This is a genomic window from Cupriavidus sp. GW823-FHT06D04 (assembly GCF_058795055.1).
This window is the reverse complement of record NZ_JBXAHL010000016.1, coordinates 20054-42039: the sequence shown is the minus strand read 5'-3', so window position 1 is coordinate 42039 and position 21986 is coordinate 20054. Positions and strand designations below refer to the sequence as shown.

The window sequence follows — 21986 nt, the reverse complement described above, 5'->3', positions numbered from 1 at the left end:
CGAGATGACAATGCTGATCCGGTTCCTGAGCGCGGCCCAGGAATACCTGTCGCCCGAAGAGTGGGACTATTTCAAAGGCCGATATATGTCGGCCACGGCCCCTGCACCAGTAGCTGACGGAGAGCCGGCAGCCGAGATGCGGGACCGCATCCTGCGCAAACTCCGGGAGGGGAGAAGCAATGTCGCAAGCTGTGCTTGAGGCGGACGAGAAGCGACTTGCCGGTGGATCGATCTTCAAGCATCTGGCCATTGAGATGCTGGAACTGGCAGCTGCAGATCTTGCGCGGCCATTGCCGGCGTACAACGACCAAGCACGCGGCGCACATGAGGTCAGGTTGAACCACGAGTCCGCGAAGCGTTGGATCGCTGATAGAGGCGGTCATGCGGCGACGATACCATTCCCCCTTTGCTGCGATGCCTTGGGTGTAGATCCGCGAGTCGTCTCGGGAGCTTTGCTCTCGGATCCCAAAGGGTTGATGGAGAGGCTGCGACAACTCGCCAGGCGGGAAGAGTTGGGGCCGCGGGAATCGGAACACCGGGACGGGACGGTAAAAGACCACTGCACTGTGGCAGTACGCGTTCGTCCGCGTTAGGCTGTAAAATACGTATCACTACAACGGTACATAATAATATGGACGCTTTCCGGATTCCTGTGGAGCATCCCCGTGCGCTCGCCGTCTATTACGAGCGGGCTTTGGGCTGCTCCTTCGTCCTGAACGGACAAGACTTTGGCCACGATGAGGTTTTCCACCATGGCGGCTTCCTGCCGATGGTTGTTGACGTCGCAAGCGTGCTGAGCGAGCGCATCTTCGGTGCGCCCCTCCGCGCCCGATATTCGGCGTCGGAGCAGAGTCTCTTGGGCCGGCGCGTCGAGTTGGAGGACGAGAATGCACAACCCGTGATTCTCCTGCTATCTCGGGCTTCGGAGCTGATCTTTTCTCCTGAGCGGGGGAAAACCGTGGAGTTGTACCCCATGTTCGAGTACGCCTGGTTGCCTGCGGAACAGCGAGGTCGGGCGAGTTGGCAGCCGTCAGTGATCTAGGACCGGGAGAGGCAATGGCACACAATGAACCGAATTTGGCTCGCGTCCGGAGCCTGGCTGACGCATTTGGCGTCGAGCTTGCTCCCAGTGAGATGGCGCTGGTAGCCGACGCGCATGCGCAGGCAACGCGCTTCGGTGCGGTAGGGATGGAGACACAACTCAGCGTCCACGCACTGATCGAGGCCGTTGAACGTCGCGGCAAGGCGGAAATGAACGTGCACGCCATCGAGGGCGCGGTGTACCGCCACAGGCAGGCCGTTGAGGTTTGGCTTGCCGATCCTTGCTATGACCTGCACGAGACCACCGACAGCGCAGCTGACAGGCAGCTGCTCAAAGCCTTTGCGTGGGTGGCAACGGAGGCCGGTGCGCCGAACCTTCGCAACGCCATGTTTGTGCTGCAGCTTGAGCGGAAGGTGGCTGTGCTTGAGACAAAGGTGGAGGGCATGGCCCACAAGCCAACCGACACACATTCGTCAGGGAGCGCCCTGCGTCTGGGGAAGGCATGAGAAGGATGACACTACGCACCCAGTGCGTGACGGTAGCTTTGCTAGCCGCAGTCCTGAGCCCCCATGCAAACGCAGCGCAGCAGGGCTGCGACATGTCCGCAGCCATGGAGCAGAAGCGCCAGGAAGAGCGAGATCGTCGCATGAACGATATCGACACACGCTTCGAAGTCCTGCAGAAGGCCAACGACCTGATGAAGATGTGCTTGGACAACTTCCCCAGCTACCCGACCCAGTTGCCGTCGACCATGATCCTGCAGGAGGCTTTCAGGCGGGTGAAACAGCAGGCCTGCGAGGGGCTGACCAAGAAGGCGCAACAGAACTACGACGCCGCGGTCCAGGCAGCGCGCAATACCGCGAACGATGCGATCAAGGGTGCGACCAATTCCTTGCCCGGTGGCATCGGGAACAATCTGCCAGGCGTCATCAACGGTGGCGGGATCGCCGGCCAAAGCAGCTCGTCATCCTCCGGTAGCGCAGGCGGTTTGGTCGACTCGCTCAGGAGGTTCTTCCAGTGAAACGAAAGCTCTTCGCCCTCGGCGCCGCTGCCGCGGCGATGACCTCGCCGTCGGCTTACGCTGTGTGCGATTCATGCGTTGTAGGGGCGGTCCAGTACGCCGGTGCGTTGATCACCACAACGATCAATACCTCGACCAGTTCGCTCGCCGGGACCCTGACCAACGCAATCAATATGCTCAGTACCAACGTGGCAAACGTTGGCTCCAAGATCTCAGACGCTGTTGTGCAGTCCGCGAATCAGCAGCGCGAGATCCAGATCGAGACGCAGCGGCGAGCCGAGAAGGAACGCGTCGAGCGCGAAACTGAGCTTCCAATCGACCCGTGCTCGAACTCCAGCGGCAACTACGCTAGCCAGGCCACGGTCGCGACTGGCGGCAAGTCCTCTGGATACCGTCGAGGCGGTGGCGGTGGATCCTCGGTCAGCAGCCCCGTGCTCAACAAGGCCTTGAATGATCCGATCCCATCCCCGGAGGTCGCCCGGAGGCAGTCCCACGCGATTCACACAGCGAAATACTGCAATGCGGTGGAAATGCGACTGGGCTACCCGGGTTGCAGCGGCTCATCCATGCCGGATGCGGACGCTAACGTCGAATCCATCCTGACCGGCGCGGGCATGCCTGGCAAGGACCCCGAACTTACTTTCTCGACGGAGCAGGAAGAGGCTGCGCGGGCCTATGCGCGGCTGTCACTGGACCCGCATCCGCCCCAGAACATCACAAAGGCCGAGGCAGCAACCGAGCAAGGCAAGAGCTACATCGCCTTGCAGAAGATGTACCAGGCCAACATGAGTGCCGCGGAAAAGATTCAGTTTGACCTGATCGCTTCGCGAATGCCGTTCCCAGGCAGCAACAAGCTGATTCAGGAGATAAAAAAGGCGGACCACGCGGCGAAGTATTTCGACATGACCGCCTCCAAGCAGGCGAAGAACGGCTCGATGAGCCTCACCGAGATGCTGGACTTCGAGTCGGGTCGGCGCTTCCGGAATCCCTACTGGGTCGTTGCCATGGCGGCGGAAGCGAGCCCGGAGAAGCTGCAGCGAGAAATGATCTTCATGCAGGCCTACTCCAACGAGTTGCAATTGCAGAATCTGCGAATGATGGAGAAGGTAGGCGTGGCCCTTGGCCAACTCCTCGCGGCCCAGACGCGGACGGAGATGCGACCGACCATCGAGGCCCAGCTTTTGCGGGCGCAGAGCACAAATGCCAGATAGTGAGCAACATGACGATTGCCGAACACATGAACGGGAACCAGATTGCCAGCGCTCCGAACAGCGCTGTGCCCAGTCCAGCGGATGCCCTCGCTGCATTTCGCCGCGGGCGCGTGCAGATGGCAGTCGAGTCGATAGCCGCAACAACGCAGGCATTCGCCGCAGTGGTGGATGACTCGGTGTCCGGGGAGCGTGCGGCTTCCGCGTCCGTGAAGGCACTAGTTCAGGCCTTCGTAGCGAGCTTCCGAGCGCTGCAGGAGACACAGGATGCCGCCAAGGCGGCGGGTGTCATCAGCCACGATACCTCCAGCGCGATCAACGGCGTGATGAAGGGCATTCGTGGCGATTTCGAGCAGGGGGTCGGACTTCTCCGGACGGAAGTGGACCGCCTGGAGGCGCATCCACCTGGCGACTTCGGCGATTTTTGCCGCACAGCACAGGAGAAGCTGAGCAAGCTCAGCGTGTTCTGGAAAGACGCGGCTAAGAACGCGCCAGCCATGAGAATGTAAGGGAGCAGACGCTATGAGCAATCCAGACTTCACGACGATGAGCCAGGCTCAATGCGTGACCTGGTATGTCGAGACCGTTGGGTATGACCCCGTCATGGACGCCCCCACACTATCGCTGGACCAACTGCGCCGCGACTGCGCGGAAATGTATACCTACGCTACCTGCAGCGTCGATGCTGGTGGGCGGGGACCGGACGATCCGGAGTTCGACCCGTGCCGCGGTGTTCGAGTCTATGGTGGTACGCCAGTACACGCCTGCGAGCCCGTGGAACGCGAGCAAGAGGCAGAGCAGAGCTCCCGCGCGCGCCCGCGGATCAGAATGTAGTCAACCAGCCAGACCACTCCACTGTCTCGCCTCGGTAGGTGGTCTGGCTGCGTTGATCTGCACCGTCTATTGACACATGCCGCCTAGCGGACCACTGCCTTCATCTCGATGTATTGGTCAACCGCCTTCATCTCTTCCCACACAGATCTAGCGCGCGCCAGTTCGATAGGCGGCACGTCACGTTCGTCGCCTGCAACAAGCAATGGAGCAAGCGGGCGATTAAGAGCAAAGACGGCGGAGCTGCGCGACAGCCTATCCACTTCGCGCGGATCGAGGTGTCCGGCAGTGGCGTCCAGCGCAGCTTGGGCCTCGGCTGCGATGCTAGCAAACGTCTGGTTCTGCCTGTACGCCGCCGACCAGCCCGGCGCGGAGCGGACAACTGCGGCGCGTGTAAGGCTTACGAGACATACTGCACCCCCGTCATCCGAATCCCATATCAAGTGCATGCCGGTAAGGGCCGCATCCTCGTCGTCCCCGACGACCCTAAGCCGCTGATCTGGCGTTGCATGAACGAACAAGTACGCCAAGTGAAGAAACTGGCTAGTAGCCTCATCACGAGATGGGCTGACAACTGACTTTGGCACTCCACTGAGATCCACTACCGATACGATCCACAACTCCGACTGACGTGTTGTCATAGAAGACTCCGTTGGCCTAGTTTCGTTGAAAGTCCAAACTATCGTGCGCACTCCGTCCGCCATCGCAGTTGTGCGCGTTCGAGCCTTACGAGTATGGCACGCAAGGTTCCCTCACCCAAAAGAGCCACATTTTGGTTGTTAAGAAAGCCAAGTTCGGATTTGGCAGCGTGAGTAGTCCCATCGCCGTTACGCGCGCTACAGGTGGGCCATGCAATGCACCAGCATGACCTGCGCAAGCTATTTGAGCACCACCCACCTGTCCCTGTTTGGCCATTGCGCGTCCTGCTGAACCTATCGCTTAATGAAAGGGAACGCTGAAAAATAAAAACGGGGCAAACCTTGGCGGCTTCCCCGTCGCTGACCTCGCATGGAGGACGATACTTCCAGTTGGCGCGCCCTAAGGATCAATCCCCACCATCACCTGGTCAAGCCCCTGTCCTAACGCCAAAGATACGGTTGTTTCCAAAGTAGGGGTCGCACAGATTTCGCCCCCTTTTGTCAGTCGTTCAGGGGCGAGATGACCGAGAGGAGGGGCCCATATCGCGCCCGACAGGCCGAGGCGCTCGCCGCACTCGACACCGCCGACAGTTACAGGCAGACCCTCTACGCCACCGAAAGAGGGGCGCTCCGCGCACTGGACTTGGATGGGGCACTCACGCTCGCCGGCCAGGCGGGTGACCCAAGGCAACGCGGCGGCGGCTGTCCGGCAACCGGCATTCCCAGAGTGGGTGGCGACGCGGGCAGCCTGGGCGTTTCGTATCGTATCGTATAAGAGTAAAATACGATATCAAACAGAAGGGACGCTACGATATGGCACGTCCAGGCATTACCTACGAACAAGTGGCTGCGGTCGCGGAAACGCTGGTCGCTGAGCAGCTGAAGCCAACGCTGACCGCCGTGCGCGAACGATTGGGCAGCGGCAGCATGAACACGATCCATCGCCATTGGTCGGCTTGGCAGGATCAGCAAAAGCCGACGTCACGCAAACTCAGCGAACCGAATCAGCGGCTACTTTCCGCCTTGGGGGCCGAGTTGTCGAAAGTCGCGGAGGAAGCGGCTGCTGAAGCCGAAGCCGCCCTAGCGCAAGCACTGAGCGAATTGGCCGCGATGGCAGCGAACGGCGAAGCACTGGAAACAGAGCGAGAGGACCTCGCACAGCAACTGCTCGAGGTCACAACTGAGCGCGACACGGTAGCCGGCAAGGCGGCCGAACAGGCCGAAGAAATCAAGCGCTTGAAGCAAGAGGCAGCGCGGCAACAGGAGGAGTTGGCCAGCGTACGGCGTACGCTGGCCCAGGCGGAATTGCGTTTGGAAGCAGTGCCTCGCTTGGAGATCGAATTGGCGGCCCTGCGGGACCAACTCGCAAGCGAACAAGCTTTGCGCGTGGCGGCTGACAAAACTGCAGCAGTCGCCGAGGCTCAGCGCGCTGCAGAGGTAACTGCTCGTCAGCGGGCTGAGGCGCGCCTTGGCAGCGCCGAGGAGCGGGAAGGTGAAGCACGCAAGGAGCTGGCTGAGTCGCACGCCGCGCACCAAGCCACGCGCGACAAACTGACCGAGGCGGTCGGCTTGGCTGCCGGGGCACAGGCCGAGTTGAAAGAGCTGCGTTCTCATATCGAGGCCAAAACTGCGGATCACCTTCCCCCTACCGCCCTGAGCGCGGCCACGGGCGACGCCGACCAGAGCAGGCCGCGCGCGGGTAGCAAGCCCTGAGGTCCCATCTCTGCAGCGGCGGCGGCGATCTCGTCTCCGGGAGGGCAGCAGTTCTACGTGCACCCCTCAACGATCCCCCCCAATTGGGGTCTCCTTACAGGCGGTTCTCGCCTTGCTGGAATTCCCTCACCACGCCCTTCCCGTTGAAGCGCAAGACCAGCGTGGATTCCTTCGTGCTTAATCCCATTGTGTTGACGAACGGCACATATGCCAGGGCGTTCGTGTTGACGGTCTGGTACGACCAGATCTGCTCGCCTTTCTCCAGGTACTGCACGTTGCTGGGGCGACCAAAGATGCGCTCCACATCCTTTGTGGTCGTAACGCCGGGCTTGATCATGGAGACCTTGGATTGGTCCGTGATAGTGCTGCTGGAACCAATCGTGGTGCAGCCAGCGAGAGCCGCCGACATAGCCAGTGCAACTGCCAGAATGGATCTCTTCACGAATACTTCTCCCGCATAAGTTTGCTTGTTCTGAAATCGTGCGACGACACGTTCAGTCCTCCCACCATTGGGGGGCATGCCCTAGATGTGCTCATCTGCGTAGTCTTGGATCGCCGACACGATAGGATAGACGACTAACGCAAGGCATCAAGGCAAGAATAAGCGCCAGCATGACCGCCTCCTTTCAGCATTCCTTTCAGACCCGCTCCGTCTTGACAGTGGGGGCGCGCTTGCTCTCCGCAAAGGCAGAGCGAGCGGCCTGGTCCATTGCCCTGACGACAGGGACATAGGTTTCGTCACGCAGGCCTCCAAGCATCCACGAGAGGGGCGCAAATGCCGCGCCGCCGTGGAAGCCGACAGGCTTGGGTGGATCTCTCTCGGCCCGCTGCCTCGCCCCTTCCTCGCCACCGCGGTGCAGTAGCGCAGGGATCATGGCCTCATCAAGCTGCTCACAGAAGCCCACCCAGCCTAGATCCTGGGCACCTTGGGTAACGATGTGGAAGTACGCTATAGGTACCCGCTGCATAGCCGACATCATGTCTCCGGCATTAGAAGGGCGGCCCCTCGTCCAGCCCAGCATCGCCAGGCGGATTGGCCGCGACTGAATTGCGCACCGGCTTGGTAGATGAGCGCGACGGCATAGCGCGCTCGCTGAGTGTGGGATTGGACGCGAGTTTGTCTAGGTCAAAGGCAATAACCTCGGTGATATAGGCCGCCTTGCCGTCGATTTCATACTTGCGTGTTTGCAGCTTTCCCTCGATGCTGACACGGTCATTTTGCGCAAGGTTGCCAGCTTCCTCCGCGACGTTACCGAAACACACGACACGATGCCAGTTTGTGAACTCCGTTGTCTCGCCATTGCGTTGGACACGGTCGACGGTAGCCAGGCGTAGGGTAACGGTCCGATCACCGGTGGGCTTACTGCGGCTTTCCGGCGCGCCGGCGACGGTGCCCTTGAGTCTGACGCTGTTAGTGTCTCGGCTCATGCTCAGCTCTTCCGCGCAATGATGGTGATCTCTCGCTGAGAAGCGGTCAAATCTGCACCATAGGGAAGATGTACGGTACGTCCTTCCCGCATTGAAATGCTCATCTTTGCAACCGAGCTGCTCATTCGGGGAGCCTGTACCTGGTAGCCGCCGTGCGTGATCGTATCCATGCCGATCAACTGGTTGTCTGCGATCTCCAGCTCCGTCGTCAGATCACCATTGCCTGCCAGCGCTGGCTTCACCTTGATGCTGATGCCATCCCATACCTTCCCCGGGCTGCAGGACCACTCCTCCGGGGCGCTGCTCTCGCAGGCGGCCAGGTAGCCAATCTCGCGCCCCGACTTGGACGACGACGACTTCCCGGGAATCGCAGACAAGGTCGTGGCGTGAATGACGCGACCGTTCTCGAGCAAATTGATCTCGTAAGTGAGATCGGACTGGCCCGCATCAGTATTGCCTTGTTCGGCGAACGCATTTGCACTCAGCAGCATGGCGATAGTGGCGGCCAGACTCGCTACGGATCTCTTGTTCTTCATATGTTTTCCATTTGGTATAGATATAACGATACGTAAAAATCACGACAAACAGCGCTTGAGGGAATGCTACGATTTCCCCGGCCCACCAGCAGGACCTAAGACGCAACAGGTTTCACCGGCCTGATCACAGAACATGGCGGCGAAGTCGTCGCCATCCTCGGCTGCCGGACAGATTTGCATGGTGTTCTGTTGGGGCCGTGGCGTGCCGCAGTATTGGCAGCGCCATGCGGCGCCATCGTAGATGCCAGGCTGGTAGTCGTGCCGGCATACGTTGCCGAGTCGCATGGTTAGCGCTTCCTGAGTAGTTGTGAGCCTATGGCCGGTCCGCGCGGCAGCTGGACTGCCCAGTACGAACCAGTATAGCGTACGTATCGCTACTACGATATGCAATGCGCATAACAACCGTTATGTTCAAAGATCCTGCTGGGCCACCTGCCGGCGGGAGGCAAAATTTCTTGCAGCGTTTGTTGAAACATAATTGTTGCCATCGCACTGACTGACATGTCCATTCGTTCTGCCGCCCCCGCGCTCGCTGCTGCACTACTGTTCGGAGCAAGTACGCCGCTGGCCAAAACCCTGACGGATTCTGTCTCGCCACTGTTGCTAGCGGGCCTGTTGTATCTGGGGAGCGGTCTGGGTCTAGGTGGATACCTGCTTCTAAGAAGGCTTGCTCGGAAGGCTGCCAACCAGCCGCCATCGCAACCGCCAATCCCACGTCACGAGATTCCATGGCTGTTGGGAGCGATCCTGGCTGGCGGCGTTGCTGGTCCGGCGCTTCTGATGGCCGGCCTTGTCGTCACGAATGCCGCCTCTGCCTCGCTCCTGTTGAACGTCGAAGGCGTCTTCACCGCGCTCATCGCCTGGATTGTGTTCAAAGAGAATGCCGACCGGCAAATCGTGCTCGGCATGATCGCCATCGTTGCCGGAGGCATCCTGCTGTCCTGGCAACCAGAGGCCGCTGCCTTGTCCCCGGGTGCGCTGCTTATCGTCGCAGCCTGCGGATGCTGGGCAATCGACAACAACCTTACCCGCAAGGTGTCATCGAATGACGCCGTCCTGATCGCGTGCCTGAAGGGCTTGGTGGCAGGTGCATGCAATACCGGATTCGCACTGGCAGCCGGCGGCAAGCTGTCGGCCGGACTACCGCTGGCATCGGCGCTGCTGATCGGATTCGTTGGCTATGGCGTGAGCTTGGCGCTGTTTGTGATCGCGCTTCGCCACCTTGGTACGGCCAGGACGGGGGCTTACTTTTCGGTGGCACCACTGTTTGGCGTGGCGATTTCTTTCGCGTTATGGCCGGAGATACCCAGTGTTCTGTTCTGGCTTGCCGCAGCGCTGATGGCGTTGGGCGTATGGCTGCATCTGCGGGAACGGCACGAGCATGAGCATATCCACGAGGCGATGGAACACACCCATGCCCACCGCCACGACGGGCATCACCAGCATGAGCATGATTTTCCGTGGGACGGGAAGGAGCCGCACACGCATGCCCACAGGCATGCCCCAATAGTTCACAAGCATCCTCACTATCCGGATATTCATCACAGACATTCGCACTGAAGTGGCCGAGATGAATACCGTTCTTACCTAGGCTTCTTCTGCGATCAGGAACCTTTTCGGGTTCTTACCGAGCCATGCCGGTTGGCGACCACGGCCGGACCAAGTCTTTCCGGTTTTGGGGTCGCGGTACTTAGGGGGAAGTTCCGATTTTGGCTTGCTCGCACCGCTGCCCGCTGGACGGCCGCGACGGCGCTTGGAAATGTCTTCGACCGTCAAGCCATACTCAGCCATCAGTGTCTGAATCTTCTCGATGACGCCCGCTACTTCATTAGCGCGTACCTCTTCCAGTTGGGCTTCCAGAGCCTGCTTCTTGGACATGAGTTCCTTATAGGATGCCATGCGAGTTTCCTTTCCAGTCAATGGATGTGAGAAGATAGTTTATGGCTAATTGATCTTAGACGCAAAATTCTTTTGACACTATCATCAGGGGTACAAAATCCAATAGGAAAGCCTCAATGTAATGCCACTTGAATTCAAGAAAAATTGGGCCAGAGGGATCAACGTGAAGCAACAACCGATAATAAGTGAGTAGAAGATGCTGCGCTGACTTGTTCGGGTCATGAGGATCGAACTTGGCGATCTTGGTGATGGTGGCGGGGTCTCCCCTTCGTCCTGCACAACGACTTGCAAAATGATACGCATGGCCGCCCTCCTCTCGCGAACATCCTACGGCGACCAGTCTACGCCTGCAGCTGTTGCAACCGATCATGGACCATTTGGCGGTCAAAGCGGCGGTCCAGCCAATTCAGCCACTTGTCGACGTCATCCCGTAGCTGTTCCAATTCGATGGCGCGCTCGCGTACTCGAGCCACTCCATAAACTCCCATTCGTTCCACGTTTCTCCAAGCTCCAGATATCGTTCCACCCCGCCGATATCCTCCGGTGGACAAGCCCTGCATCCCGCCACACAACGCGGCAACAGCTCGATATCCTCCCTCAGCACGCGTCGCTCGACGCGTATGTCGTGCTGCCACCATGCATTGAAGTCGTACAGTAGGAGAAAGCCTCGTGTTCGCGCAGAGCGAATGCGCCCAGCGTCAGCGCGGTCGCCGTCGTGGAAAATTGCAGAGCGCCTTCGCGGGCCTCACCATATTGCTTGCCGCGAATGACGAACTGGTGCAGGTGATCGTCAGTCCAGCCCATGGCTGCCTAAATGACCCCGTGAAGCCGAGCCAGCGTGATGCTCTCAGGAATGAGCACACGCCGCCAAACCGGCGGGCTCAAGCCGCGCAGGGCAATTCGGAGTTGCAGGACGACGATCGCCGGCTGAGGATCGGTGCCATGGGCCCATTCTAGGTGGCTCATTGGCCTCTCAGAAACGGCGAGGTCGTTGCCCCCTGGCGCGGTCATTGTTAAGCGTGGCCGGCGCCTTGCGCCCGCTGACGCCCCAGGTCGCGCGCCCGGACAATCATCAGTGGCATCGCTGCGTCAATGCAGGTCACCTCTCCCCCTAGCCCACCTCCTCCATCCACACTGGCCTACTATCACGCCGTGCACGGCACGCAGGGACGCCCCGGTCAGCAAATCGGCGGCACCTCAGTCAGCGGCGACATACGCAAAAGGCGCTCATAGCCGAGTTGTCCCGCCAGAGGATCCGAGTAGGGCTGCTCGCCGGGCAATGTCTCTACAACCAGGGCACTCAGCGGCGCGTCAGGGCCCAGTGTCAGCAGGGTTAGACTGGAGGTGAGCTCGGCGCTCGACCATTCGGCCTTGCCGTCGGCACCTGCCATAGTGCTCCCAAATGGCGACCCCAAGTTCGCCTTGCCCCGCCGGATCTTCTTGTAGCGAGGCGGCGTCAGGCGCCGCGTGCCAATAAGGATGTTGCGCCGGTCGGCGTCGTCCGCTTGATGCACGCGGGCGTAGAGAAGCGCCCAGAGTTCGCTTACGGCTGGCGCTGGTCTCACTGAGCGCCCGTCGCGGACCGGATCCGCGAAAGCCGCCGAGATCGTTAGACGGCCCTTAGTACGGGTCACGCCGCAGGCAAGCGGGGGCGGTGCGTGCTGAATGCCAGCTACGCGCAGGGCTCGCCCCGCGAAGCCTTGCGCGGTGCTCCAGATACCGAAGTGGCCCACTCGAAATTCATAGGCGAAGAACCCGAACAACTCTGGCGAGCTGGCTGTGAGACCAGGTGGCAGTGGCAGCAGGAAATGGATCGGGCTTGTGGTCGAAATCAGCTGCTGCATGCTCGCCTGCCCGGCGCGGTCGTCGCCCTGCCCCGGCACGATGCGGCGAATCGGCTCGGGGTCGATAGGAAGCGGCAAGTCCTGGATGTCGGCGACGTCCTCGACCTGATCGGTTAAGACCGGATCGGGGGCGCTGGCCAACACGCGCGCAAAGAACCGGTCTTCAGGATCGTCAGGTGGCCGGTCAAACTCCACCCAGACAGCCTTCTGCCGCTCTTCGCTCCAGGCGTAGGCGGGGTCGCGGCGATATGGGGATAGCGCGAGACCAGCGGAGACGAGCTTGGGCACTTGTGCCGGCGGCGTGGTAACCGGAAGGCGTATCTGCGATTGCAGCGGCGCATCTACTTGGTCGGGAGCGGTACGGAACACGGGCGTGATCACGTAGTCGAGCTCGAGCGGGCGCGGATGCGCGCCCGGAGCAGGCTTGGGATCGATCGCATCCAGGAACAAGAGGGTCGAGCTGTCGCGCTCTTCGTCACCTCGGGCCTCATGGCCAGCACTAGTGCTGCTGGCGATCCGGCCTACCTCGATACCGTCCCTTTGCACGCGGATATAGTCGAGCCCGTCCCAGCTCCAGTCGCGGCGCAGTTTGATCACTGCTGCGACGAGCCACAGACGAGTCATCTCGTTGGCGGTGGCGAAGGTAAGGCTCGCGCCATCGGGCCCAATCACATGACGCAGAAGCGGGCTGGCCCCAATGATGAGCCGCTGGCCTAGTCGGGCTCGAAGCGCAGTGCCCTTGCGGTCGAGGTCGAGCGCCGCAGCCAAGCGCCCGAGCGGATCATCGGCAGCTTGCGTGCCGAGGCCAGCGGCCCTTTGGGCTACAACGAGAGCCGTCGAGGCCGGTTCTGCAACCTGAAGAAAGAATGCCTCGATCAACGAGCCGCCGCCCTGCGCGAGTAGCTCGCGTTCATCATGTGCCGATGCACGCAGCGCCACAACGCGTGACTGGCCGCGACGCACGTCGTCGCCCGCGTAATAGTCGAGCTTGTTGGCCGCCAACGGCGTCAATTGTAGGCGCACATTGCGAGACGTGGGCAACAGGAGTGCACCCGCGGCTGCGACCGGGAGATTGCGTGCATCGGCGATATCGGTCCACTGCAGGTCCAGCGTTAGCGGTCCAGCGACGGGATAGGCGCGGGTAACGGTATATATCGGGCGATAGCGGGTCGCAGCCCCCGGCTCGGGAGTGGCGACTTCGACGACGATTTCAAGCTGATCGACATCCGGATCAGGAAGGCCAGGAGCGCGATTCGCAATTTTTGCTGCTGCGATATCGGCTTGCAGATCTGCCGACGCGCCCCCCGCCATCAAGCAGGCAGGGAAGGCCAGCAGCGGACGCGTGACTTCGAGAGTCTCCGGTGGGTTGAGCGGATCCGGGTCCAAGGGAAGCTGCGGACTGATGGTAACCCCGGCTGGGCGTACGTGCCGGCGGAAGCCGATCGTCGCCACGGGTTGAGGCCCGCCGTTTCGTTGCTCATCCCCAACTGCCGGCCCGCCGCCGGTGAGATCGGTGAAGCGAACCCGAAACTCATAGTTGTGTCCATACAGCAATGCGGTTGCGGGGCTTAGCCCCTGCACAGGTCCGGCGCTTGGCGTCACCCCGCGCAACGCTGCGGTGAGTTGGTCGATGCCGATCAGCGAGGGACCAGACCAGGCGCACAGGTAGATGGGGAGCCAACTGCGACCGGCCATATCACCCATCAGCCGATTCGGTGCAACTTCGACACGCCAATCGATTTCGGCGTTGCTAAGATCGCTGCCTGCAATCTGCACTTCTGTCGATGCCCGCACAAGCGATTCCCATACTGCGGCCCCTGCCTCCCGTACGTCGACTCGATAGCCCATCACTCCCATTGGCGCGTCCGGCGAGGTGGCAGATAGACTCACCTGGCGATTGAACCAGGTGACGATCTGCTCGTCGTCCCAGCCGATCTGGACGCCGCGCTCCTCGGGGGGGCGTTCGCCGTCGTCCTCGGCCATCGGATCGGCCTGCGGAGGTTGGCGCAGATAGACGGCCTTTGCGAAGCCGTCATCGTATTCGACCGCCTCCCGGAAGACGTCGTCCCAGGTGATGCCAAGTGCAACCGACGTGGTCACAGGAAAGAGCACAGGGGTGAAGAGCGAGCGCGGCCCAGTGAGCGGCGGAATGCGCGCCGCGTAGAAGCGCACCGCCCCGGGTGTGCCGACGAGGCCACTCCAAGCGTTACCCGATTTCAGTGCCACATAGAGCCAGCCGCCATCGCCAATGCTGGCCGGCGGCGTGACGGTGAGCGGGCGAACGAGGCCAAGTGCCTCGGCAAGGCTGGGCTGTCGCAGCGCTTGCGCAAGCACCTTGCCCCATGACATGACCGGGGCCTCCACTTTGAGCGACGTGCCCGAAGGCACGGGGGCGTTAATTGCGCACCGATAGGTGTCATCGACCAGCAACTCTGGATTTTCGCCACCGTACCCCGTCGCTTGCCGATAGGCCCGCGGCGCATACTTGACGATGCGCGGTGCTCCGACGCGACCGTCCACAGGCCCGACGCTGGTATCGATGGAAAGCTGAGCATTGAGCGCCGCGCAGATGGCTGCCGAGTGAGGTGGCGCCGGCGAGGCCAGGTCGATCACCGTCGCCGGGGAGCCGAATGTCGGAAGTTGGGACAGATCTGCAACAAAGCGCAGTTCGAAGTCGAAGTCGGTGACAACGAATGGCGTGAGGCCGGCGGCTGGCGCCGAGGTGGGATCGGTCTGCGGCGCTACGAGCAGCCGCAGGGACAGGTCTGTCCCGTCGTAGTGTTGCAGGAACGGGAAGAGCATCAGGCGGATCGGCAGTGACATGTGCGACTCCTATTCCAAGTGGTTAAGGTAGGACGTCCGGAGCATCGCTTTCCAGCAGCGGGCCGCGGGTAACCTCCACCTTCTTGGTCTCAACTTCGAGCGAGATACTGAAGACGAGGAAGACGGACACTTCAATGGCAAACACGAGCTTGGCGATCTGGAAGACGGTCTCCTGTGGCATTCCCTTCATGGCAATGAGTCGCGCGAATTTCCCCTCGAGAGAGAGTTCGATCGACACGATTGGCGAGATGTCGGCGCTGAGCTTGACCACGAAACCGACGCCGTAGCCAAGCACAGTGTCGCCGAACACCGCGAAGAAGGTGATAGCGAACAGCCCTTTAAGCTCAAATGGCCCGGCGTCGAGCTTGTATGCGATGCCAACGCCGATGAGGAATCCATAGCTCGTGCCGCTCTCGGTCGACAATCTGAGCGTGAACTTGATAATCGCGACGGCATAGAGTCCAGGCACCGCCTTGATCGCAAACATTGGTGCGCCGCCGAGCTCAAAGACAGCCTCATCGGCAACCGGTGCGACCTTGATTTCAACCTTGACCCCGGTATCTGAAAAGATGATCGTTGGGATTGGCTCCCCTGGAATAACCTCGAAGTCCTCGCCAGTTGCGTCGACGAAGGGTACCTTGAGTGCCACGGCAAGCGACCACTCGTTGGTCATGCGGACGTCTGGCTTTGCCGAGATGCCAAGATCTTGCATGATGGTCAGCAGGTCCTGGACAATGTCGAACGGCCCCCCGACCTTCACCTTCGGATCAGCAAAGCGGCTCGCGCGCCCCGCTTGCGCGTCAACGTCGGCCGATAGCGACATAAGATCACCCATCGACGTGTGCGCCATGATCTTTAGCGCGTGCGTGAGCGCGAAGCGCCAAGGCACGGGCTGGGCGGTGTCGAGTGAATAGGTAACGGTGGCTCCGGAATAGTCGAGGTCGCTGAGTACGGTGCCTGCAGAGCGGATGGTTCGGCGTGGTAAGCCAACCGAGAAGGTGTCTGGCGCATCCAGTCGCCAACTGCCGTCGGCACGTACTTCCAGTGCGTACGCGGCCGAAGGGAAGGGAATGGCGTCGGCCTGGCGTGGGAACGGCCCTGTCGCCGTGGCCAGAATCAACGGATCGGCGATCACCGGTCGCTCCGTCGAGACGATGCGGTCGGGCGATGTTGCCTCGACGCGCAGGCGACGGAAGAAGGCCCGCTGGGTACCCATTGAATGGAGAATGCCGTAGTCGCGCGACGGCGTTGTCACGTCGAACAAATCCTCGGGATCGGCAAAGCGCCAAGGGGCGCTGCTAGGAGTGCCCGCGGCGCCTTGGCGGATGATAGGCATCCCGAGGTCTGCGGCGACCTGCGTCGGCGCTTCAGCCGGATCTTGGGCCTCTAGGACCGACCAGTCGCCTCCTCCACCGGGAAAGACGAGGCTACCCCACCCCGTCATCGCGAATTCCGGGCCGGCCACTCCGACGCCAACGCGATGAAGGCGCATGCGTTGCCGCCCTCCCCCGATTGCGATGCCAATATCGATCGGTCCTCCCATTGGTCCGGCCGATTGGATAAGCGATGCATAGGCGGCAGGAGTCAGGTCCGGCGTCGATAGCTTGACATAGCCCAGTTGCCGGCGCGCAGGCACCGGCGTGGCGGCCCCGTCGATGACCAAATCCGTGTCGAAATACGCCGCGACGAACATCGCACCGCCGGCTGTAATCGCAGATCCCGTCTCATGGATGTTGGTAACCTGAGTCGCTCGCTGAACGACACCTGGATGTGTGACGATACCGCTCCCCGGAGAGGCGCGGTAAAGACCGTCGCGCACGGCTACCCATCCACTGTCCTCCCTAGTAAAGATTGCATTTCCCTTGCGCTCTAGCGTAATGGTGCGAACAACAGGCACGAAGTAAGGAAGTAGAACGCTTTTGACCTGCACAACCTCTTTGGCAGCGCGGCCATTGACAACCTGGAACTCGGCCTTGGAAACGCCTGTTTCGGGATCGTCCGGGTTAGCCCAGTTACTAAACAGGCTCTCCCCGTGGCCCGACAGGTCAATGCGTGTGACGGGCACCAGCGCAGTGGGTTGTCCGGCTCCGAGATAGAGATTGAAGATCGTGTTGACCGAGCTTCCTAGGATGCTGGTCGGGCCAGAGCCATCTGTCGGGCTTGCGACGGAGAGCTGGACCGTAAAGCCGGGCAGCGCCGATGTCTCCTCGCTTGGCAATCTCGGATCTGCAGCCACTATGCGCAGCTGATGTGCGCCCTTCAGATCGGTGCTGGAAGGCCGCACTTCGCTCACCAACGCTCCGCGGCCTGATGGAGACGGCGCCGAAAGCCTCGCATTGGCCAGCATGCCAAAAGGCAGCGTGAAGCGTGCCCTCGAGGCCTGGGGACTCTTCTGGGCGAAATTCTCGACAATCGCATCGTAAGCAGCGAGCGGGTTGACGGGGATCAGCTCAACACTTGGCACGTCGACCGTAGTTGGTACGCCGCTGTTCGCGAAGCGCACTTCATCTGGGAAAGGCTCTGGCCCTGGCACCGCGCGAACAGGCTCCCATTGGACGGACGGCAGCGTGAGCAGCACAAGCATACGGCCGTCGACAGCAAGATCGAGCCCCTGCACCTGCGGCGCATGCAACGCCTGTTGTTGCCTGGGCGCGTCCTGCCTATCATCGCGACGCGGCGGGCGCACCGCTACACCGAAGCGGCTGGCGTTGGTTGAAACATCGACGAGAATAATCTTGGACTGCCCTTCGAACTCGAAGATGTCGCCATGGGCTCGGGCAAGTTCGCCGGCGGCAATCAATCCGCGCGCGTCCATCGTAGGACTTGGCGCTGCGAAGCCAGGACCAGGCAGAGGAGGAACCACCGCAACGTCAGGTGGCAGGGCGAAGCGCAATTCCTGACCTGTATTGCGGAAAGCGAATTGGCTGAGCAGGTATCCCTGACTTCTGGCGTCGAAGCGCGGCCCCAGAACCGTATTGGTGGCGTAGGGATCGGGGAGCGACGGCAGGAGACCACGCATGCCGTAAGCCGTCAGTGCTAGCCCTTCAGCTATCGCATCGTCTTGCAGCAGAGCTACGAGCAAGAATGCGCGTGGACGCGTTACGCGCAGCACGGCGTTGGTGAGGGCGAAAGCTGCCGGCCGCTCCTGTGGGAGCACGGCGGTCAAGCCGCTCAGCAACAAGGTGCGTTCGCCGCCGACAGTGCTGCTGATCACCAGCCGAGCTTGCGGCAGGCGCGAACCAAGGCAGCCCCCCGTCACGTCGACAGGCTTCGGCAAGCGCACGTCCACAGCGGCAGATAGGGTCACCCATTCGGCGCCATTGGACACCGTCAAGTACAGGACCGACGTCTTGTCGAGTCGTGTGTAGGTGAGCCCCGCCGCCTCGGAGAAAGGCAGCCTCAGGCGCACCACATCATTCTCGGCCCGCGTTTCGCGACTGGTGAAGGAGAGACGCGTCCCATCAAGCAACAGCAGTGTTTCGCCGAGTCGAACCGAACGTCGTTCGCCTTGCCAGGTGGCGACCAAGCCTGCGTTCATCTCGAGCATTAGCGCTCCGACACCACTTGCTTCGCCCAGATTTTCAGGGGCAATGACTGCAGCCGGAAGCGCCAACCCCGCAGCCCGAATTCGCGCTTGGCCGGAAGGAACGAAGAGCATCGAGGCCACATGGCTGATTACAAGAGAGTCGACGTCCGGCTTCATTGGCACGACTATCCGGTTCAGTTCGGCTTGGTAGTGAGGAGTTGCTACATGGGGAGCTAACTCGACTTCTGAGCCCCACACCGAGAGTTTTGCTGTACCTCGAACGGCGATGGTGGCCGCGCCTGCGCGAATCGAAACCGCAATCCCCTCGGGCGGCTCAAACTGCGTCTCGGCAAACTCGCTCCCGCGCGCCGGCATTTCCACGACTGGCGGAGCGAAATGCAATGTCAGGTCGACGCCCACTGAAAGCGGAACAACTGCCTCTTCGTCCCCAAAGGTGACGTCCGCGGTGAAGCGTATGCTACCCCCTGAAATGCGAATCCCTGAGTAGGTGTTCGTCGGCGTTGCAGCGAAGAGATTGGTGGCAAGCCAAAGGCTACCGGCAGCAACGTCGAACGTCGCGCCGGCTCGAAACGTCCCTGCTTGCGGTGCAAGGCCGAACTGCACAATTGGCAGTGTTAGAAAGGGTGGCGCGCCAGCGCTTCGGACGAAGCGGTACTGGCGGACACGACGGAAGACGTCGATCCAAAAGAGGCGACCCGTGCGGTCCGAGAGCGGACCGATATGGTGCTCTGCCGCCATGCCCGCACTCCACGGCGGCATAGCGCCATCAAGACGAGTGGTATGTAGCGGGAGTCGACGCAATGCCACCAACTTGTCACCGACCTCGATTGGTGCCTCGCGCGCGCTCGCCGCCGCGGCGCCGGCTCTATGCAACTCAGTCGAGATTTCGCGGACGAGCGAGCGTGTCGTCTCGTCGAGGCCTGCCGGGTCCAGTTCCGCGAATGGATCGCCAGTGACAAAGTCGAGCAACGCTTCGGCAGATGCAAGATCAAGCCGCTGTGCCGCTTCACCTTTCGAAAGATCGGACGAGCCAGGCGTGTTGCCACCAAGGGCCTGAACGATGTCGAGCGTATTATCGGAATTCATTTCAGGAATCCTTTATGGCAGCAAACAACAGCGTCATGCTCTCGTCGAGGAACAAGGCGGGAGGTCATCCATTCCACCGAGCACATCGATCTATGGAATCGCCAAGAAGGCGTGCAATTTGACTCAATCGGTTCACGTAGCGAAGGACCGGGGCCTCGGGCCAACCAGAGCCTCCGCTCGCGGCGTATTCGCCACGCGACGCCTCGATCTGGCACAGCAGGAGCGCTATTGCGACAGGATTGCGGCCCAGCACAACCGGCGCCTGAGGTGGTCGGAGTGTCCGCCGCATTGCGCGCACCGACACCGTTGGCACCGGCCACCGTGAGTCGAACTAATGTCCATTGCCCCGCCGACCGTCTGGGATTAGCGAGCTCGCAATGAAGGGGGACGTCTACCGGTTCAGGTTCGCCGAGGCGCCTTGAAGCTGCGTCGAAGAACTCGTTGATCATTGAGACCAACTCACATGCAGAAATCAAGTAAGCTCGCATGCTGGTAGCCGGCAAACTTGATCTCTCCCAGGACTGGCCCGATGGCGAGAGCGTCGTGTTGCGCGATGGCATGCCTCCCTCCAAGCGGGCGCGCGAGGGCAGCGAGCGCTTGCGTCGCGGCGACTCACGCAGGATCGCCGCTTGGTTCGGATGCCGCGTAGCCTGCGAGAGCAGCCAACACTCGATATACTCGACAGCAAAGCGAAGCCCCGAAAAGAAAATGTCGCCGGCTATGGACGCCGTGACGTCAACGAGCGTGACGGCGTCGTGGCCCTCCATTTTGAAACAGGCTTCGACTTGAGGTTGGCCCAACGCCGATCGCAACGGCGCAACGTTGGTCAACGCAGCGGCCATCAAGAACAGGCCTCGCTTCATGGCCGGCGCTCCCGTTGCTTCTTGTTCTTGCTAAGGGCGGCCACCGGCGGCCCGGACAATGCATACAGCGTAGAAGACGGCTAGCGGAGTGCAACTGCACGCCGTTTCAATCTGATCTGCATAGAATTTGCTGTATAGAACTCATCTGGACGCGCGTAGCGGCCAGCGCAACTACTTCCGTAATGAGGCGCAATTCACTTTAGTTGGCGCGCCAGCAATGGCAATTCCCGCGCCGAGCCTCAGCCTGGGTCAGGATAGGGAGAAGGACGCTGTGTTGCACGCATTTGAGCGTGCTCCCCTTCAGCCTCGAATTTTTTGTTCCGGTGCCTTAACGGAGTATTAGCGGCTTCGCACAGTCCATAATATTCGCGTAGACGAGATCGCCCGGTTGCAGCGTTGACTGCATTGGAGGCGGCGCAATGCGATACTGATGTCCGGCCGCACCTTGAAACTGGACTACCGCGAAGCGCCCGATCTGCGCCGCCTCCGGAGGTATTTCTTTGCGGCAATCTCTGGGTGCACGGCGATCTCGCGTCCCAAATCAATTTCAGCGATCCTGGCCTTGCGCCAGCCTTCACGGAAGGCGAATGGCCATCCAGATAGGCGAGTACGCTACGCACTCGCGCTCAGTCTGCGCCCTGCAATGCGCACGATATCGATGATCTTGAACCTGATCAATTGGACGGCTTGCTTGCCCACAAGCTGGTCACGATGGAACACGGGCATGGTAGTGGCAGTGCTTATCCTCGCCTGACCAGCCAAGGACACTTGATGCTCGAGACTGTCCGAAACATTCGATAAGGCCTTGGTTGTGACGCCGCGAACCGGCAACCCCAACCCCACGTATGTCTGGGATGGAATGCGGGCCGGGCAGAAACGGACGAACATCGCATTGAGGACGCCGCCCTACCTGTCGATTCGCTTGCAGCTAATGCGGTAGTGCCTTAGGCAGTTGCGTCGCAGGCATTAGCTGAGGACGTCTCGGCAGCGCGCGCCAACTCTTGCGACTGGTACATTATCGCAATGCCTCGCTAGCGCGCGGGGGCAAACCGAGGGTCAGGTGTAGACTTGGGCCGTGGCGCACCCGTTAGAATCGCTCTTGTATCTGGCGCCCCGATGCCCTGCCCTGTCCGGCGGGTGCCTTCCGAAGGAACGTCCTTTGTTTCCTGCTGCTTCGATCCTAGCTCTATCGCCTGCATGCCCCCTGCCCTTCTCCAGGATTCCGACACCCAACTCTTGCGCGAGCGCGCCGAGACGATCCTATGGATCAAGACACAAATGGCCCGATATGGCTTGCATCTGGCCGACCTGCAGAACGCAGGCTGCTTTTCTGAAAGAGCGTCGCTCGCCAATGACTCCGCCCGTCCGATTTGCTTCCGAGACGCTTATGGCCACGCGTGGGATGGTCACGGCGATCTGCCGGACTGGCTGCAGCGCGCCGTAAACGCTGGCCAGTCGATCGAGCATTTTCGTGTAAAGCCATAGGATGCGCTTATCGCGGCTGTGA

16 protein-coding genes and 1 pseudogene are annotated in these 21986 nt (G+C 61.0%); 9 read left to right on the top strand and 8 right to left on the bottom strand.

What is annotated here, in order from left to right; translation table 11 throughout:
• Positions 1-4 precede the first annotated feature (4 nt).
• The 6 genes from AC1Q7H_RS20235 (at position 5) to AC1Q7H_RS20210 (ending at position 3780) form a co-directional block, all read left to right on the top strand.
• A complete protein-coding gene (locus tag AC1Q7H_RS20235; RefSeq protein WP_116321359.1) occupies positions 5-199 on the top strand; it encodes a hypothetical protein in 195 nt (64 codons plus the stop codon).
• Positions 200-631: 432 nt separating this feature from the next.
• Positions 632-1042: a type IV secretion IcmS family protein gene (locus tag AC1Q7H_RS20230; protein WP_116321360.1), complete on the top strand. Its 411-nt coding sequence runs from the start codon at positions 632-634 to the stop codon at positions 1040-1042.
• A gap of 14 nt (positions 1043-1056) precedes the next feature.
• Positions 1057-1548 carry a hypothetical protein gene (locus AC1Q7H_RS20225; RefSeq protein ID WP_116321361.1) on the top strand — a complete coding sequence of 164 codons (492 nt, stop codon included), beginning with the start codon at positions 1057-1059 and terminating at the stop codon, positions 1546-1548.
• Between the two features lie 92 nt (positions 1549-1640).
• Positions 1641-2063, top strand: a complete 423-nt coding sequence (locus tag AC1Q7H_RS20220) for a hypothetical protein (protein WP_271816411.1) — start codon at positions 1641-1643, stop codon at positions 2061-2063.
• Positions 2060-3274, top strand: a complete 1215-nt coding sequence (gene traW / locus AC1Q7H_RS20215) for a conjugal transfer protein TraW (protein WP_116321363.1) — start codon at positions 2060-2062, stop codon at positions 3272-3274. Before AC1Q7H_RS20220 ends, traW begins: the two co-directional genes overlap by 4 nt.
• An 8-nt stretch (positions 3275-3282) precedes the next feature.
• On the top strand, positions 3283-3780 hold the full coding sequence (locus AC1Q7H_RS20210; RefSeq protein ID WP_147316244.1) for a hypothetical protein: 498 nt from the start codon (positions 3283-3285) through the stop codon (positions 3778-3780).
• Positions 3781-4188: 408 nt separating this feature from the next.
• Here AC1Q7H_RS20210 and AC1Q7H_RS20205 read toward each other — a convergent pair whose 3' ends face one another.
• Entirely contained in the window at positions 4189-4743 is a 555-nt protein-coding gene (locus tag AC1Q7H_RS20205) for a hypothetical protein (protein WP_116321366.1), read from the bottom strand.
• A gap of 810 nt (positions 4744-5553) precedes the next feature.
• Here AC1Q7H_RS20205 and AC1Q7H_RS20200 point away from each other — a divergent pair.
• Positions 5554-6453, top strand: a complete 900-nt coding sequence (locus tag AC1Q7H_RS20200; protein ID WP_116321368.1) for a DNA-binding protein — start codon at positions 5554-5556, stop codon at positions 6451-6453.
• 94 nt (positions 6454-6547) lie between these two features.
• Here AC1Q7H_RS20200 and bamE read toward each other — a convergent pair whose 3' ends face one another.
• The 3 genes from bamE to AC1Q7H_RS20185 form a co-directional block, all read right to left on the bottom strand.
• Complete coding sequence (bamE, locus tag AC1Q7H_RS20195; RefSeq protein WP_158577690.1) at positions 6548-6895, bottom strand: outer membrane protein assembly factor BamE domain-containing protein; 348 nt, start codon at positions 6893-6895, stop codon at positions 6548-6550.
• 548 nt (positions 6896-7443) lie between these two features.
• Positions 7444-7881 carry a single-stranded DNA-binding protein gene (locus AC1Q7H_RS20190; RefSeq protein WP_492381644.1) on the bottom strand — a complete coding sequence of 146 codons (438 nt, stop codon included), beginning with the start codon at positions 7879-7881 and terminating at the stop codon, positions 7444-7446.
• Between the two features lie 2 nt (positions 7882-7883).
• Positions 7884-8417, bottom strand: coding sequence for a hypothetical protein (locus AC1Q7H_RS20185; protein ID WP_116324078.1), 534 nt, complete (start codon positions 8415-8417; stop codon positions 7884-7886).
• 501 nt (positions 8418-8918) lie between these two features.
• On the opposite strand from AC1Q7H_RS20185, the gene AC1Q7H_RS20180 reads away from it, so the two are divergent.
• The gene (locus tag AC1Q7H_RS20180; RefSeq protein WP_492381643.1) at positions 8919-9977 is read left to right on the top strand and encodes a DMT family transporter; all 1059 of its coding nucleotides are present in this window, start codon (positions 8919-8921) and stop codon (positions 9975-9977) included.
• Between the two features lie 27 nt (positions 9978-10004).
• Here AC1Q7H_RS20180 and AC1Q7H_RS20175 read toward each other — a convergent pair whose 3' ends face one another.
• The 4 genes and pseudogenes from AC1Q7H_RS20175 to AC1Q7H_RS20160 form a co-directional block, all read right to left on the bottom strand.
• Positions 10005-10316, bottom strand: coding sequence for an H-NS histone family protein (locus tag AC1Q7H_RS20175; RefSeq protein ID WP_492381642.1), 312 nt, complete (start codon positions 10314-10316; stop codon positions 10005-10007).
• Positions 10317-10722: 406 nt separating this feature from the next.
• Positions 10723-11282, bottom strand: a pseudogene (locus AC1Q7H_RS20170) (plasmid pRiA4b ORF-3 family protein).
• A gap of 212 nt (positions 11283-11494) precedes the next feature.
• Positions 11495-14983 carry a hypothetical protein gene (locus AC1Q7H_RS20165; RefSeq protein WP_492381641.1) on the bottom strand — a complete coding sequence of 1163 codons (3489 nt, stop codon included), beginning with the start codon at positions 14981-14983 and terminating at the stop codon, positions 11495-11497.
• Between the two features lie 22 nt (positions 14984-15005).
• Positions 15006-19616 carry a hypothetical protein gene (locus AC1Q7H_RS20160; protein ID WP_492381640.1) on the bottom strand — a complete coding sequence of 1537 codons (4611 nt, stop codon included), beginning with the start codon at positions 19614-19616 and terminating at the stop codon, positions 15006-15008.
• A 2060-nt stretch (positions 19617-21676) separates the two neighbouring features.
• Here AC1Q7H_RS20160 and AC1Q7H_RS20155 point away from each other — a divergent pair.
• Positions 21677-21964 carry an H-NS family nucleoid-associated regulatory protein gene (locus tag AC1Q7H_RS20155; protein WP_492381639.1) on the top strand — a complete coding sequence of 96 codons (288 nt, stop codon included), beginning with the start codon at positions 21677-21679 and terminating at the stop codon, positions 21962-21964.
• Positions 21965-21986 lie beyond the last annotated feature (22 nt).